Origin of the sequence: Woronichinia naegeliana WA131 (assembly GCA_025370055.1) — a bacterium.
Taxonomy (GTDB): domain Bacteria; phylum Cyanobacteriota; class Cyanobacteriia; order Cyanobacteriales; family Microcystaceae; genus Woronichinia; species Woronichinia naegeliana.
On sequence record CP073041.1, the window covers coordinates 4860287 to 4874597 of the forward strand.

At 40.8% G+C, this 14311-nt stretch carries 14 protein-coding genes and 1 pseudogene; 5 read left to right on the forward strand and 10 right to left on the reverse strand.

The window, feature by feature from the left end; genetic code table 11:
• Positions 1 to 103: 103 nt before the first annotated feature.
• Together KA717_24320 and KA717_24325 are read right to left on the reverse strand one after the other, a co-directional pair.
• Positions 104 to 1099, reverse strand: coding sequence for an N-acetylmuramoyl-L-alanine amidase (locus KA717_24320; protein UXE59063.1), 996 nt, complete (start codon positions 1097 to 1099; stop codon positions 104 to 106).
• Positions 1100 to 1128: 29 nt separating this feature from the next.
• Positions 1129 to 1482, reverse strand: a complete 354-nt coding sequence (locus KA717_24325) for a YkgJ family cysteine cluster protein (GenBank protein UXE59064.1) — start codon at positions 1480 to 1482, stop codon at positions 1129 to 1131.
• Positions 1483 to 1634: 152 nt separating this feature from the next.
• Here KA717_24325 and KA717_24330 point away from each other — a divergent pair, with 152 nt between their 5' ends.
• Positions 1635 to 1754 carry a photosystem II reaction center protein Ycf12 gene (locus tag KA717_24330; protein ID UXE59065.1) on the forward strand — a complete coding sequence of 40 codons (120 nt, stop codon included), beginning with the start codon at positions 1635 to 1637 and terminating at the stop codon, positions 1752 to 1754.
• Positions 1755 to 2063: 309 nt separating this feature from the next.
• Here KA717_24330 and KA717_24335 read toward each other — a convergent pair whose 3' ends face one another.
• From KA717_24335 to KA717_24345, 3 genes and pseudogenes are all read right to left on the reverse strand, one after another.
• Positions 2064 to 3212 carry a glycerate kinase gene (locus tag KA717_24335; GenBank protein ID UXE59066.1) on the reverse strand — a complete coding sequence of 383 codons (1149 nt, stop codon included), beginning with the start codon at positions 3210 to 3212 and terminating at the stop codon, positions 2064 to 2066.
• A 353-nt stretch (positions 3213 to 3565) separates the two neighbouring features.
• The gene (locus KA717_24340) at positions 3566 to 9277 is read right to left on the reverse strand and encodes a translocation/assembly module TamB domain-containing protein (GenBank protein UXE59067.1); all 5712 of its coding nucleotides are present in this window, start codon (positions 9275 to 9277) and stop codon (positions 3566 to 3568) included.
• A gap of 441 nt (positions 9278 to 9718) precedes the next feature.
• A pseudogene (locus KA717_24345) lies at positions 9719 to 10030 on the reverse strand (iron uptake porin).
• A gap of 260 nt (positions 10031 to 10290) precedes the next feature.
• Between KA717_24345 and pyrE the strand changes: the two are divergent.
• The 3 genes from pyrE to KA717_24360 all read left to right on the forward strand — a co-directional run bounded on the left by pyrE (position 10291) and on the right by KA717_24360 (position 11841).
• Positions 10291 to 10899 (forward strand): orotate phosphoribosyltransferase, encoded by a 609-nt coding sequence (gene pyrE / locus KA717_24350; protein UXE59068.1) that lies wholly within the window; start codon positions 10291 to 10293, stop codon positions 10897 to 10899.
• Positions 10900 to 11341: 442 nt separating this feature from the next.
• Entirely contained in the window at positions 11342 to 11608 is a 267-nt protein-coding gene (locus tag KA717_24355; GenBank protein ID UXE59069.1) for a type II toxin-antitoxin system ParD family antitoxin, read from the forward strand.
• Positions 11605 to 11841 (forward strand): type II toxin-antitoxin system RelE/ParE family toxin, encoded by a 237-nt coding sequence (locus KA717_24360; protein ID UXE59070.1) that lies wholly within the window; start codon positions 11605 to 11607, stop codon positions 11839 to 11841. Before KA717_24355 ends, KA717_24360 begins: the two co-directional genes overlap by 4 nt.
• A gap of 124 nt (positions 11842 to 11965) precedes the next feature.
• On the opposite strand, the gene KA717_24365 is transcribed toward KA717_24360, so the two are convergent.
• From KA717_24365 to KA717_24375, 3 genes are read right to left on the reverse strand one after another with little or no spacing between them, the layout of a single operon-like run.
• Positions 11966 to 12094 carry a type II toxin-antitoxin system RelE/ParE family toxin gene (locus KA717_24365; GenBank protein UXE59071.1) on the reverse strand — a complete coding sequence of 43 codons (129 nt, stop codon included), beginning with the start codon at positions 12092 to 12094 and terminating at the stop codon, positions 11966 to 11968.
• 20 nt (positions 12095 to 12114) lie between these two features.
• Complete coding sequence (locus tag KA717_24370; protein UXE59072.1) at positions 12115 to 12261, reverse strand: hypothetical protein; 147 nt, start codon at positions 12259 to 12261, stop codon at positions 12115 to 12117.
• Positions 12262 to 12263: 2 nt separating this feature from the next.
• Entirely contained in the window at positions 12264 to 12518 is a 255-nt protein-coding gene (locus KA717_24375; GenBank protein ID UXE59073.1) for a type II toxin-antitoxin system ParD family antitoxin, read from the reverse strand.
• 127 nt (positions 12519 to 12645) lie between these two features.
• Here KA717_24375 and KA717_24380 point away from each other — a divergent pair, with 127 nt between their 5' ends.
• Positions 12646 to 13605, forward strand: a complete 960-nt coding sequence (locus KA717_24380) for a DUF4351 domain-containing protein (protein UXE59074.1) — start codon at positions 12646 to 12648, stop codon at positions 13603 to 13605.
• 184 nt (positions 13606 to 13789) lie between these two features.
• Here KA717_24380 and KA717_24385 read toward each other — a convergent pair whose 3' ends face one another.
• The gene (locus KA717_24385; GenBank protein UXE59075.1) at positions 13790 to 13987 is read right to left on the reverse strand and encodes a type II toxin-antitoxin system HicA family toxin; all 198 of its coding nucleotides are present in this window, start codon (positions 13985 to 13987) and stop codon (positions 13790 to 13792) included.
• A gap of 4 nt (positions 13988 to 13991) precedes the next feature.
• A complete protein-coding gene (locus KA717_24390; protein ID UXE59076.1) occupies positions 13992 to 14231 on the reverse strand; it encodes a DUF1902 domain-containing protein in 240 nt (79 codons plus the stop codon).
• Positions 14232 to 14311: the final 80 nt, after the last annotated feature.

Below are 14311 nucleotides of genomic sequence, written 5' to 3' on the forward strand. Positions count from 1 at the left end.
ACTGATTTCTGAAGTCACCATTTTTCGCGCCCTGTGGCATCTAGGTTCGATTTGCAGACTTATTCAGCAAGCCCTAATTGGTTAATAAAACAGTCAAAATCAACTAACGCAAATAATCAATAATGCCGGCCGCGATCGCCTCTGCCATCCGTTGTCGATAACGGGGATTAGCCAAATTACGATTATCTTTTTCGCCGGTGACAAATCCCACTTCCACTAAGGTAGAAGGCATTGAAGATTTTCGCAATACATAAAATCTGGCTCGTCGGATGCCTCGATCTGCAATATCAATACGCCGTAGCACACTGCGATGAATACTTTTAGCTAGACCATAGCCGCTTGAATAGTGATAGGTTTCCAAGCCATTGATCTCTGCTCTCCCCATTCCCATGGAATTGGCATGAATACTGACAAAAATAGTGGCATTGACCGCTTCAGCCCGCGCCACTCGGCCTTTAAGGGAAATAAAAGTATCGTTAGCACGGGTTAGCACGACTCCAATCCCCTGTTTTTCCAATTCTTTGGCAACGGCTAAGGAAATCGAGAGAACAATATCTTTTTCCTGTTGACCCCTTAGTCCGATCGCGCCTGGATCTTGTCCCCCATGACCGGGATCAATAATCACCGTAAACTGTTTAATGGGCCGAGGTGCTGGTTCAGGAACGGCGATCGCCACAGGCTCGGTCGGAGGCGTATATTCTGACATCATTAAAAACTTGGGCAATTGGGCCGCCCAACGGTTCGGAGCTAGACCCCGCACTTCCACTTCCCAGGGACGCATACTATAGGCTTCGTTCAACTCCACCACAATGCGAGTGGTTGCACGGTTCACCTGACCGACCCGTACCATCTTTACATAGCTACTGATCGCTTTTTCCAAAGTGGGGCCGCGATGATAGATACCCGGTAAATCAATGACTAAACGAGTTGGATTGGCTAACAGTTGCACCTGGGGTCGGACATTATCATCGGTAATAATGTCTAAACGACTATCTTGAAGATCAAATTTCCAGTACTCCAGCGATCCTGCCAGGACAGAACTGCAAAATAGAGGTAAGGCCAACAGATTGGCTACCAGATAAGCAAAGCTTTTTTTCACTAACACACTCCTCACCCTTGCCAAACCATTCAATCCTCGGCAACAGCGTGATTATAGCGCATTAGTTCCAGACTCTCCTCACCGTAAACTCCCTCAATCTGTTGACAGCAGCAGTCTATGGCAAAATCATTAAAATCTTCTGCCCCAACGCCAAACATGCTCGCAAAGGTATCAGGTCGCACGCGACAAAAACGAGGACGGTCTTCATAAATGCGACATTCTCGCAATTCCGCATCATAGTTAATACACCAGCCATCCTCACCCACGAGACTCAGGTACAAGCCTAAGTCCTCCGTCGTGAGATAACTCTCCAATTCGGGGCGATCGCTGGGATCGAGATTACAACAGGCTCCACAGCCCTGAATACATTGCCAAGTTGCCATAATGCTTCTTCCTGAATAACTTGTAACAAAACTTTATAGATTTTTGTATCTTTACTGAAAAAGAGAGAAACCAACCCAGGTATTATAGACAAGGGTTTTCTTTACATATTGTCCTTCGAGTTAATACCATCGGTAAATTTTCAGGAGAAAACATGGATTTAATAGCCGCTCTTAACCTACAACCTATTTTTCAGCTAACTTTTGTCTCTCTCATTATGATTGCTGGCCCTGTTGTCATCTTTCTGTTAGCCTTTCGAGGTGGCGACCTCTAGACCGACTCAACGGAAGACGTGGAAAAGCAAGCTAGACAGTCAAACTCAGCGATTGTTGGTAAGTACCTTCCCATTGGAGGGTATTTTTTTTATTATTTTTTAGCGATCGCTATCTAGCTCGAAACTATCCGATTAGTTAGCAACAGAGAACTCTAATTGGCTATATAGGCATCAAAAAAATAAGCTTACGGCGATCGCTTTTTTGTAAACTGTTAAAATCCACATTCAGCAGCTTGAAATTAGGCGTTGCACATTGACAAAATCTCAATAAAGTATAATTAACAGAGAGATTTTTATTAACACCTCAGTTCACGTCTCAATAGAAGGTTTTAACAAGCTCTCAATCTGTAAATATTCTCTTAAGGATTGGCATCTTTTTCGCAATACTGAATCAGGTTCTTTTAAAGATTGCTCTAGACTAATATCTTGATCCACTAGGGTGATAATTTTTTCGATTTCTGGATAGTTTTGTAAATTGGTTAATTGGCTATTTCCTGCTAAGATGATCACTTTTCGCTGATACTTTTTGGCCAAGGCTAAAATTCCTGAAATGACTTTCCCCTGTAAGGATTGCTGATCAAAGTTACCTTCTCCTGTAATCAGGCGATCGCTGTTGGTCATCTGTTGAATTTTTTCTTCCAAACCGGTCAAGCTGGCAATAACCCTAAAACCACTTTCAATCGTGGCATCTAAACCGAACTTTGCTCCAGCCCCTAACCCTCCGGCGGCTCCAGCTCCAGCAAAGTTTAAATCCATACCATACTGCTTTTTAATCACTGCGGCAAAATGTCGTAGTCCTTGATCTAATCTTTCTAGCATAGGGCGATCGCCCCCCTTCTGTGGCCCGTACACAAAAGCGGCTCCCTGTTCTCCATAAAGTGGATTGGTGACATCGCAAAGTACTGTAATAGGAGGAAGATGTAAATTTTCAGGAGCTATAAGGCGATCGATATTTATTAAAGCTTGACCACCATAGCCTACTGATTCACCTTTTTTATTTAGAAATTGCCAACCGAGAGCCATTAACATTCCTAAACCAGCATCGTTAGTAGCCGAGCCACCGATCGCCAAATAAATTTTTTTTGCCCCTTGTTTGAGAGCATGACGAATCAACTCTCCTGTTCCATAGGTTGTAGTGAGTTCAGGATTACGTTCTTCCGTTTTTAATAAGGTTAAACCACTGGCTTGGCCCATTTCAATAAAGGCTTCTTGCGATTCTATTAGCCAAAGATACTTGGCTTTAACTCGTTGTTTGGGTAACGGGCCACAAACCTCTAATTCGATCCATTGACTATTCGATAAACTCGTAAAAATTGCCTCTAAAGTTCCTTCTCCGCCATCAGCCAGGGGATGACTAATAATTGGAAAAGTATGACCCAATTCCGCCTCGATAATTTGGCAGATTTCTAGGGCAGATAAGGTTCCCTTAAAAGAATCCGGTGCAACTAATAAACGCATTTTTGACACTCTCTTAAACGCATTTTTGACACTCTCTGATCTCTGGGAGCATCCCACCATTGTAACTCTCAAATTAGGTTTTATGTCAAGCTATCTTGAAAGCCTTGCTACAAGACAATTTCGGACATAAGTACAATTACCTGATTGCATAAGCAAGTACAATTACTTGATTGCATAAGTGAGATGCTCCCTAGCTAAGGCTTACACCCCGTATCGGCACCCAAGAGACCATCGATGGTGTCGTTATATGAGGTACCAAACAGTATGTCGTTGCCATTAGTTCCTGTAATTGAGGCCATAAATTTAACCTTCTACTTTTGAATTAGCGAAATAGAAAAACACATGATTAGAAATTAGAATTGTTGTTGATAACGAATCCTCGCTTGATTAAGATTATAGTCATAATCCACTCGAATTACTTGATTTTTATCGAGACGATATTGAGTGGAAAGAGTCGGATAAATCTGTAATGTATCCAGACCGATTTGATTACCCCAGGTAATAAACTGCATATTGGCATCAAAAATCCAATTTTGTACCGAAGGAATCACCGTTGCTCCCACCTGAGGAAATCCTGCTTTAACCAGTGGTTGATCATTTTGTTCCTGCAAACTGATATTAGGATATTGATTGGCAAATAGCGTTAAATATTGATTGCGCGTCATCGGCGGAACACTGGAAATAGAAACGAGCGGCGAACGAACTAAATCCTGCATAGAACTAATTCCCAAGGAATGATTTTTAAGACAATCACTAACTTGAGATAGGTTTGTGGGTGAAAGCAGAGTTTCGGATGAAAAAGGTGGTTGCTCATTTGATAATACAAGACAGCGATCGCGTTGTAGCCTGGCTAATTTAGGTAAAGCTTGTTCCGGTAATAATTGGGCTGCATTACCTTGAATGCCAATATTTAATAATAGAGATTGAGACTGCCCACTTTGCACCAAATCATCAGGAATACTATTATCTCTGGACGTGATTAAACCCAGATCAAATAAATACATTTGCAACTTTAAATCGACGACGGGATTGAGGATGCCCTGGCGAGGAGAAAAGGTTAGGGTATTAGGTTGATGTTCATTAATAAACACACGACTGGGAAAGAAATCCATAAAACCTTGATTAACTCGAATTTCTCCCCTGGGTTCAATTGAATGGAGACTATTTAACAAGCCATTAAACATTAAAATTCCACTAACATTAAAGGCAAAACGAGGAAATTTTTGTTCTTTTCTGAGTTCAACCTGATCCAAAACAATTTCTAGATCTTGGAATTGGGGAACCTCTAATAAAAAAAGCTGAGGATTTTTCTTTTCAAACCATTGTACTTGAATAGGAGAAGTTGAAGAAAAAATCGGAAGGGAGGCTGGAAGGGATAAAATGCCATCTTTTAGGAGAATTTTTCCACCGATAATCGGGGTTAAAGCCGAGCCCTTAATCCTGATATTGCCCTGAAATTCGCCTCGATATAAATGACTCGGATCATCATCTCGCTGAGTGAAACTAAGGGTTAGGGGATTGCTTAAGCTCGCCTTGTCTTTAGGGGGAGGAAATAACGGCAAAATACCTTGACTGATGATACCTTGACCACCAATATTACTCTTAAAATTTTCAAAAATAAAATGATCATCCTTGAGGATAAGGTTGCCATCGAGGTTTAATAATTGACGGAAAAAGGGCGTTTTCAAGGCAACATCGGCCAGAGAAAGACGAATTTCACTCTGCGGATCTAAATTTAATTGTAAAGGATTGCCAGGGGTTATTGTCCCCTTGGTTTGGAGGTGCAAGCTACCTTCTCCTTTTTTCCAGATGAGGCGATCGCTGGTCAGATTATCTAGTAAGGCTAGGGCCTCGGTGGTCAGCGTAACTTGCACAGCAAAAGAATAATCTGTATTACTCTGATTTGGTAAGGAAAGATTGGTTGCCAATTGAATAGCATCAGGAGCCGTAGTTGCCAGAGAAAAATTCCGATCTTGATAGGCAAATTTTCCGGCAATATCTTGGCGCAATAATTGACCATTCCATGCTAAATCCTGTAAATTAAAAATACCTTTCAATTGGGGTTGTTTAAAACTACCTTTAACGTTTCCCGATAGGTCAATAAAACCACTAATATCGAGGGGAAATTTAACAAAATCTTGGACTAAATCTAAAGACAAATTATTCACTCTAAAATTGGCTGATTCTAGCTGCAATTCTGAACCTTGGCGAAGGGCTTGAAGATTTGCTTCTCCTTCCATACCACTGCTTTGTAAATAGGATTCCAAAGAAAAATGATGGCCGTGCCAAACCCCCTTAACTGAAAATTGATCAAGGGGGATAACTTGAGACGATTTAATCACTAAACCCAAGGGATCAATTAAGGCAGGAGCAGGAGCCTGGGTTTGCCAGAGCCAATGCTTACCCTGTACTTGAAAGTCTAAGGTCGGCACAAGTAAGGTTCCCCCTAAATTAAAATTGGCGGTAAATTTTCCCCGTAAATCTAACACCTGCGGCCAAGGATTTTCGCGCTGTTGTTGAGTCTGTTGTCGAATGAGCCGATCAACCTGCCACAGTTGATTTAATTGTTCGGATAAGGGAGAATTTTGGGGATTAATAACGGTGTTTTTGACTGTTCCTAAGGAAGTTTGTAGCCTGGCTAGAAGAGGAGCAATTTCATAAATATTCCATTCTTGCAATAGGTCGTGAATATTGGCATCCCGAATGCTTAAATTTGCTAAAAGTGCGCCCGATCGCAGATTTAATGAACCGTTGGCGATCTCATAGTCTTGTTTACCTAGCCTTAAAATCGTCTGCTGAAGTGAAATCAATTGATCCGCATAGCGAAAATCAGTATTAAAACGCTCGGCTTGTAAAAAGTTGAAATGGGGACGATCAATGCTTAAAGTTCCCAAGGCAGTGCTATCGGCTAAATTAAAGATAAGATTTCCCTGGGCCATTCCTCCCAAGGGTTGATCAATGCCGAGGGGCTGAAGCCAAGCTAATTCTAATAATTCAACGGGAAAAGATTTGATCTGCGTTACAAAGCGATCGCGATCGCCTTGTCCTGTAATAATTATGGGTTTATTCTGGCTATTAAACTGTTGAATATTAAGGGATTTAGGAAAATAAGGAAAGGAACAGTTGCTCTGGAAACAGGCTTGCCATTGAGTTGAAATTTGATCTCGTTTTCCCTTGAGATTAAGACTAACTACTTGACCATTTTTAATAATAATTGGGCCGCTTAATTGCGGTTCAAAGGCAAAGCGATTAACTTGTAGATCTCTCAGCTTTACCTGACCTGTGAGTTGTAGATTATCGAATAAAAAAGGATGGGTTAAAAGTTGTTTTCCTAATAACACTCCTGTAAAATCAACCTGACCTTGTAATTTTAGATTTTGGGGTAAAAGATTCCGTTGAACAGCTAAACGCTCTAGAATCGGATTGAAGTTAATTTTTGTCAGGGGAGAACGAGTCTGGAGGGAAAGTTTTACTTCTTCAATATCAGGTTTTGTCCAGGATTTTGTGAGTATAATATTTCCCTTACCTGTAAGTTGATAAGGATAACTAGCTAGGCTAAAATGATCGAGGTTTACTGGAACAAAGGTTTTTGCAAAAAGTAGGGTTTGCAAATTTCCCGACAGTTCTAGATTGCTATTGAGAGGTAAAGCCATTAAGGCTGAAGAGATAAAATTTGGTAACTTTTTGATGGGTTTAAGTCTAATATTTGGAGCCTTGGCCTTAGCTCGCCATTGATTATTTTGGATCGTAACTAAGGCTGAAATTGGCTGCTCTGCTACTAAAATCTGAGAGTTTATTTTTCCTTTTAAATAATTTAAAAAATTGCCTAAGTTGTTAAGATGAATTTCTTGAGCGAGAAAAGTATCGAGAGAATTGGTTAACTGAAAATGAGTATCTTGTAATTTAATAGGTAATGTTATGCTAGGAAAAAGAGCATTTAGATTTAAGCGAGGTAAACGTCCGAATACTTTGATCTGATTCTGGGCTAAACTTGCCTGAATATTTCCCGTTTCTCTGCCTATCTGAAATTGGGTTTGTAGGGAAGAGTTAATGGCATCAAGGTTAAGTTTAAAATTATTCGGCGATCGCCTTAACCATAAATCTTGAGTTACAACGATATTTTGTAATCGACCTTGCTTGACTTGTAACGAAGGAGCAGCCGGATCAAGCCAAGGATTGAGTGATAATTTATCCCAGGTAATGGTATTGGTTAAGAGTCCACCTTGCCATTGTAAATTTGCGATTAAAGGAGACTGCTGAAAACGGAATTGAGCTAACCCTTGAGCTTGGGTAACAGTGGGCAACCAGTGAGCAAATTTTCCTTTGACAAATAATTTGCCCTGCTCTAGTCGAAGATTTCCCTGACAGAATGCCTGGTAAAACAACAATGATGAAGAACAGCGATCGCCTAAATAGTCCTGAACTGCGATCGCCTGACTAGTGGCGATTAATTGCCATTGATGTTGTTGAAAATCACTTTTGCCAATAATTTTAGCAATTGTTTGATTATTATTTTTTAAATAATTAATGAACGATAAATGCTGTTGAGTTAAAGTCAATTGACCTGAAAGAGAAAGCAATGGCAGATTAGAAATATTAGTGCTAGATAGGGGTTGCCAGGTCGCTTTGATTTGGAGATTGCCTAAATTACCATTGATTTCAGCTTGAGTGAATAAATCAGTAACCTTTAAATGAATAGGGCGAGGTATCACGGTGGCGAGAGATGAAGCTAGAGAGACTTTGCCCTGTGCTGAAAAATGGAAGGGAATTTTTTGCCAACGGATAGATTGATGACGAATAATATCTTGCCATAATTGCAGAAAATTGGGTTCTAGATAGCCCTTTACTAAAAATCTCCCCAGATCAGAGATCCAACTTACCTCTTTAATCGTGACACGTTTTTTATCAATTGTAAAAGCGGCTGTTAATTGACCTAAAGGCACTCTATTGAGGTACAACGGTTGACTGGTTTTAACTAAACCCCTTACCAAGGGAGTGGTTAAAGTTCCTGTCAAATGGATCTGAGATTTTATCTGACCTCGAAGAGAAATTCCTTGAGGTAAAAAATTAGTTAAAGTTGTTAAAGCATTTAATTGATTAAGGGTAATCTCACTATAAAGATTAAAACCTGTGACAAAATGATAATAGCCTATTAGTTTCGTGCTTAAAGTTCCCCAGGTTAGTTGGGTATTGTCAAAAATAATCCTTTGGTCTTTGAGCGCAATATTAAGATTTAAAAATAGCGGTTGTTCTAGTTTTTTTAACCTAGCTTCTAAGGGATTTAAGTTAATCGTACCCCTTCCCTTGGCTTGGGATAAATGATCAAGATTTGGTAGGAATAAACTCAGATCTGCAATGATATTACCCTGTTCTATTTTGAGCCAAGAAGCCGGTAATAAAACACTAAATTCTCGAAGAGAAAGCTGTTTAATCACGAGAGCCAATTGACTTTGGCTATTGGCACTAAGGGTTTCTCCTGTGAGGTCAATATCTGTCTGTTTACCTCGGACATTTAACACATATTGCCAACGAGAGGAAGCAGATTCGAGATAACGAACTTTGCCTGTCACCTGTAACGAGACAGGGGGCGATTTTGCTGATTTTTGAATTTGAATAGCTGCTTTTTCCGTCTTAATGGTTAAATCCAGGGGAAGCGGTAATTTGACTTCTTCTACCTGAACATTCAACCATTGCCCCTGATCATTAGGCTGAATCTGGCCCTGGGCTTCCTGAAACTGAACCACGGCCTTGAGAGTTCCTCGATGTAGCAGTTGCCAAGGCTCAAGGGTAATAACAACGGATTGTGCTTTAAAACTGTTGGCATTCTGGGGAGTTGCCGGTAAAAAAGCTGGCCCCAGAGTCAATTGAGTCAGAGAAAGCTGTTGAACCTCGGAAATCTGAACGGGGCGATGAATAATACGAGTAGCTTGGCTTGCTAACCAGTCGGGTAGTTGTTGCTTTAACCAACGATGAAGTTGCCAGGTGCCAATACTCCCTAGTCCCACCAACGTAATCCCTAATACGAGGGTCAGGGGATGGCGAATAATTCGTTTTAACTTAGTCAATCTTCCTCAATACCTACCATCACTCAACCACTAATAGGAAGAAACGGGGAGAGGAAAGGACGACGGTGCTGGGTTTACCATTTTTAAATAGCTAGGATTTTCGATCAAAGAGGTATTGAAGGGATTGGCCAAGTCTCTGGTACGAATATTCTGTCCGGTTGTTTGTTGGGCCAGGGCATCGTGGTAAATGGCTTCAAAGGTTGCTGCATCATTGGCAATTTGATTATCAAAGAAGGAGCCAGGAAAGGTTCGCCAGCCAAAAATCTTGTTGGCTTGTCCTGATATATTAGTGCCGTCATAAAAACGTTCTGTTTCGTTATAAAAGGCCCGATTAAAAACGTTAATTAATTGATCACCAGGTTGTACTCCTGTTTCGCCTGAAGAAGTCATACCAGCGTCGATCATCGGACTACTGGAAACATTACGGCTCTGACCCCGTGCTTCTAGAATGCGTTTTTCGATTTGAGTTAAGCAGGCATTCAGTCCCGCCGCAAATTCATTACGGGTTAAGGGGCGATCGCCGCGATAGGTGCGGTCTGGATAACCGACAATACAGCCATAATTTTCGACTAGATTTTTAAGGGCTTCATAGGACCAGGATTGAGGCGACACATCGCGGAGTTGGTCAATGCTATTAATCTGGTTAATCATCCCAGTATAGTTAGTATAATCTTGGGAAAGGGATGGAGAGGATGATGGGCCGGGGACGGGGACGGTTTTCCCAGGGTTCATCTCCTGGGAGATCGCTGGCATTCCTAGAGCAAGAAGGCTGAGAACGGTTCCGAGGGAACTGGCGGATAAAAATCGAGACACTAGGCTTTCCATAGCGATTGGCTCCTCACAATTTGCCTAAAAGAGTTGAACGATGGGCCTGACTAAAGTTTATATTGAGACTAGCTTAGTTTACAGGACTGTTTTTTCCCAAGCGTTATTGACCTTTTCTATCTCAATCTTACCGAAAATTCCCCCATTCCCGAAGGGAGCCTGCGTTAACATTTGCGAATTATTTGATTATGACCTCTGATCCGCTCTCTCCTCTCTCTTTAGCAACTGCCCATCTGTCGGCCCTCCGTCATCATCTTCTGACCCTTTTCGCCAGTTTGGCCTATCAAGAGGGGGATTTTGTTTTGTCCTCCGGTCAGCCGAGTCCCTACTATATCAACGGCAAAAAAGTTACTCTTACCGCAGAGGGGGCTTTGGCAGTCGGTCGTTTGCTCTTAGCTGAATTACCTCCAACGGCGATCGCGGTAGCTGGTCTAACCTTGGGGGCCGATCCGCTGGTGACAGCCGTCAGTGTGGTTTCTGCCTACGAAAACCGTCCTGTGGCTGCTCTGATTATTCGCAAAGAGGCGAAGGGTCATGGAACTAAAGCTTACATTGAAGGCCCCAATCTTCCTGCCGGTACCCATGTTGTCGTACTAGAAGATGTGGTAACAACGGGCAAATCGGCCATGTTAGCGGTCGAGCGTCTCCGTGATGCGGGCTATCAAGTCAATGAAGTGATTACTTTGGTAGATCGAGAACAGGGAGGGGCTGAATTTTACCGTTCCAAGGATTTAACATTTCGCGCACTTTTCTCCATTACCGAGATTCAGGCGATCGCCAGGGATCTGTACTCATAAAAATAAAAATACGATGATGAGTGGCAACGCTAATTGGCCTATTTCATGCATATGATCCTGTAAAACCGCGATCGCGATGAATGGATAATTATCAACTATTCATTATCAACTATCAATTACAAAGCGATCGCGATGAATGGATAATTATCAACTATTCATTATCAACTATCAATTACAAAGCGATCGCGATGAATGGATAATGGGCAATTGACAATGGATAATTATCAACTATTCATTATCAACTATCAATTACAAAGCGATCACATTTTTCGTAATAGAAGATGGCGATCGCGTTATCCAGACACAAATTTCCTATTTTTGCGGTAAAATGGGCTTGTTACTTTTACATAGCATTAAATCATGACAGTAAAATTTTATTAAGAGTATAAACTTGGAGCGGATTTTCTAGTATTGAGTGAACTTATTTGCTGAGTCAAAAATTATGGAAATTTTACTAAACCCAGAAAGTCAAAAATTTATCCAGAAGCAATTAGAAGTAGGAAAGTATCGCAACCATGACGAAGCCATCAACGTGGCCCTTTTTTTGCTAGAAAAACTTGATCGAGAATATACAGAATGGCTAGAAGAAACTCGCCAAAAGGTTGCCATCGGCATAGCTCAACTAGAACGAGGTGAGAGCCTTGATGCGGAACAGGTAGTCGAAGGGATTCTTGACAAGTTTCGTGAAACTAAGGAGACGGCTAAGTGATTCGTCCACAAATCTCTAAAGCCGCTTGTCAAGACTTGGATGCGATCGCTGAATATTTTCTGATAAGAAATATAGATGCAGGAGAAAAATTTTTTCAAGAATTTAATCAAAAATGCAAGTATCTTGTTAACTTCCCTTTTATCGGAAGGAGTTACGCTTCAATTAGCAATGGATTAAGAGGATTACCAATACAAGGATATATTATCCTTTGCCTTGTTACCAAAGATAATTAACTCGAAATTGTACGGGTTGTAAATGGTAGGCAGGATCTAGAAAATTTATTTGATGAAAATTAGGTAGAAATCTAATTAGGCGATCTCGTTCTATATTTTTGCCTGATTAGGCGATCGCAATACATTAATTTTGTTTAAATACTTCCTCCATATCTCTTGAACCATGAAGCAATCGAATCACATCAATTCCATCCTCAATCTGTTGATAAAAGACAACATAATTATCAATGGGAAAACTCCGTAAATCTGGCAACAAATCGGGTCTTTTCCGACCTAAACTAGAATTTTGAGCCAAGTTATCAACTTACTTTCTATTCGATCTAAAAAATCATCCGCTCTATCTGGACTATCATCGGCAATGTAATCCCAAATATCCAGCAAATCCAATTCAGCAAGCGGACGCTTCAAAAGGATTGCCATTTTTACACCTGTTTCTGTTGCTTGTGTTGCCGTGCTTTTGCTTTCACGCTCTGCATATCAAGAGGGGTAGCATCACCACTATCTAAACCTACCTGAATATCTTGGCGTAATTCTTGCAAACGCAATTGCTGAAGTTGATCCCGTTCTTGCAACAATCTCAAACCTTCGCGTACAACTTCACTAGCAGAATAGTATAAGCCAGTGTTGACTTTTCCTTGTATAAAGCTTTCTAGCTCAGGGGTCAGAGACACGTTCATAGACCTAATCCTCTAATCATCTTGATATTAATATTTTCGCTGCAATAACAACAAATAGCAATAACTGTTATCAAATTTATTGGTGAGTAGTTAGGCGATCGCGGTTTGATGCTAAAATTCCGACAAGATGAATAGCCAAAACGACGACTACGATAGTCCTTGGAAAGAAGCCCTAACCCGTTATTTACCCGAATTTTTGGACTTCTACTTTCCCCCGGCCCATCAGGCGATCGACTGGACTCAACCCCACACCTTCCTCGATCAAGAACTCGCTCAAATTGTTCGAGATAGTGAACTCGGTAGAAGACGGATTGATCGCCTAGTCCAAGTTACCACCCTAACCTCGGCCATAGAATGGGTTTATATTCATATCGAAGTTCAAAGCCAAGTAGATTCAGACTTTGCCGAACGATTATTTACCTATAATTATCGTCTTTACGACCGTTATCATCGCCCCGTAGCGACCCTAGCCGTACTAGCTGATGAAGGCTTAAATTGGCGACCGAAGGGATTTAGTTACAATCTATTTGGGAGTCAGATGAGTTTGCAATTTGCCAGCGTTAAAATTCTTGACTACGCTCCCCAACTAGAAGAACTTCTAGAAAATCCTAATCCTTTTGCTTTAGTGACAGCCGCTCATTTGCTAACTCAAAAAACCCGTAAAGATGTGCAAGCGCGTTATGCGGCAAAATGGCAACTGGCTAAGTTATTATACGAAAGGGATTGGGGTAAACAGCAGATTATTGACTTATTTTCGGTGATTGATTGGCTGATGACCTTACCGCCCGAATTAGAAAAACGACTCTGGACTTCAATTAGTGAATTAGAGAGGAATATCAGAATGCCCTACGTTACATCAGTAGAACGAATTGGCATCGAACAAGGCATTGAACAAGGCATTGAACAAGGCATTGAACAAGGTATCGAACAGGGTGAAATGATGCTATTACGTCGGATGTTGACGAAGCGTTTCGGTGATTTACCTTCAGCAATAGAGATGCGTTTGAGCCAAGCTTCGATCGCCGATTTAGAGTTATGGGGCGATCGCCTTTTAGATGCCAAAACTTTAGCTGAAGTATTTAATTAATCATAGATTTACAAAATTAAGATGATCGCGGTTTTGAATTGATAATGGACAATTGACAATTGATAATTATCAGTTATCAATTATTAACTATCAATTATTAACTATCAATTATTTGGCGATCGCGTTCTATTTTTTGTCTGATTAGGCGATCGCATTTTAGGGTTATTGCTTGGGCGATCGCAATTTAAAATATTTTTGCTAGTCCAGCTTGTTTTAAAACAGCATTAGCTGTGTGACGGGACTTGATCGAATTATCAACAACAAAACGACGATTAGTGATCGGACTATACCAAATTTCATGATCACCTTTCCCTGCTCTTTCAAAATAGCAATTTGCCTCTAATAATCGTTTTTTTAACTCAGGTGTAAAAGATTTTGCCATTAGTTTAAGCTACTTGAATTAACTCTTGACGATGGGCAATAAGCTCAAAAGTAATATTTTGTTGGTGATTTTGGTCAATTCCATGATTAGCGATCAACAAATCGGGAATAATTTGTTTAAGTTTATGGGTTAATTGATCAAGGGTTTCTGCCTCTGTTACTAAACCCTGAATATCCTGGCTTTCAGCAACCCAAACTTCTGCTTCCCGATCCCAAAATGCTTGTATTGTGTATAAATTAGACATAATCAAGGACTTATTTGCAATATATTTTGGCTTCATTATAATCTATATCAAGACAGCGATCGCATTGTGTTTTTTGTCTG

What these genes read in the sequence shown, in the direction of transcription:
- KA717_24390 (UXE59076.1), bottom strand. Translation starts at nt 14,231, where the DNA reads ATGTCTAATTTATACACAATACAAGCATTTTGGGATCGGGAAGCAGAA.
- pyrE (UXE59068.1), top strand. Translation starts at nt 10,291, where the DNA reads ATGACCTCTGATCCGCTCTCTCCTCTCTCTTTAGCAACTGCCCATCTG.
- KA717_24325 (UXE59064.1), bottom strand. Translation starts at nt 1,482, where the DNA reads ATGGCAACTTGGCAATGTATTCAGGGCTGTGGAGCCTGTTGTAATCTC.
- KA717_24370 (UXE59072.1), bottom strand. Translation starts at nt 12,261, where the DNA reads ATGGCAATCCTTTTGAAGCGTCCGCTTGCTGAATTGGATTTGCTGGAT.
- KA717_24385 (UXE59075.1), bottom strand. Translation starts at nt 13,987, where the DNA reads ATGGCAAAATCTTTTACACCTGAGTTAAAAAAACGATTATTAGAGGCA.
- KA717_24335 (UXE59066.1), bottom strand. Translation starts at nt 3,212, where the DNA reads ATGCGTTTATTAGTTGCACCGGATTCTTTTAAGGGAACCTTATCTGCC.
- KA717_24380 (UXE59074.1), top strand. Translation starts at nt 12,646, where the DNA reads ATGAATAGCCAAAACGACGACTACGATAGTCCTTGGAAAGAAGCCCTA.
- KA717_24330 (UXE59065.1), top strand. Translation starts at nt 1,635, where the DNA reads ATGGATTTAATAGCCGCTCTTAACCTACAACCTATTTTTCAGCTAACT.
- KA717_24375 (UXE59073.1), bottom strand. Translation starts at nt 12,518, where the DNA reads ATGAACGTGTCTCTGACCCCTGAGCTAGAAAGCTTTATACAAGGAAAA.
- KA717_24355 (UXE59069.1), top strand. Translation starts at nt 11,342, where the DNA reads ATGGAAATTTTACTAAACCCAGAAAGTCAAAAATTTATCCAGAAGCAA.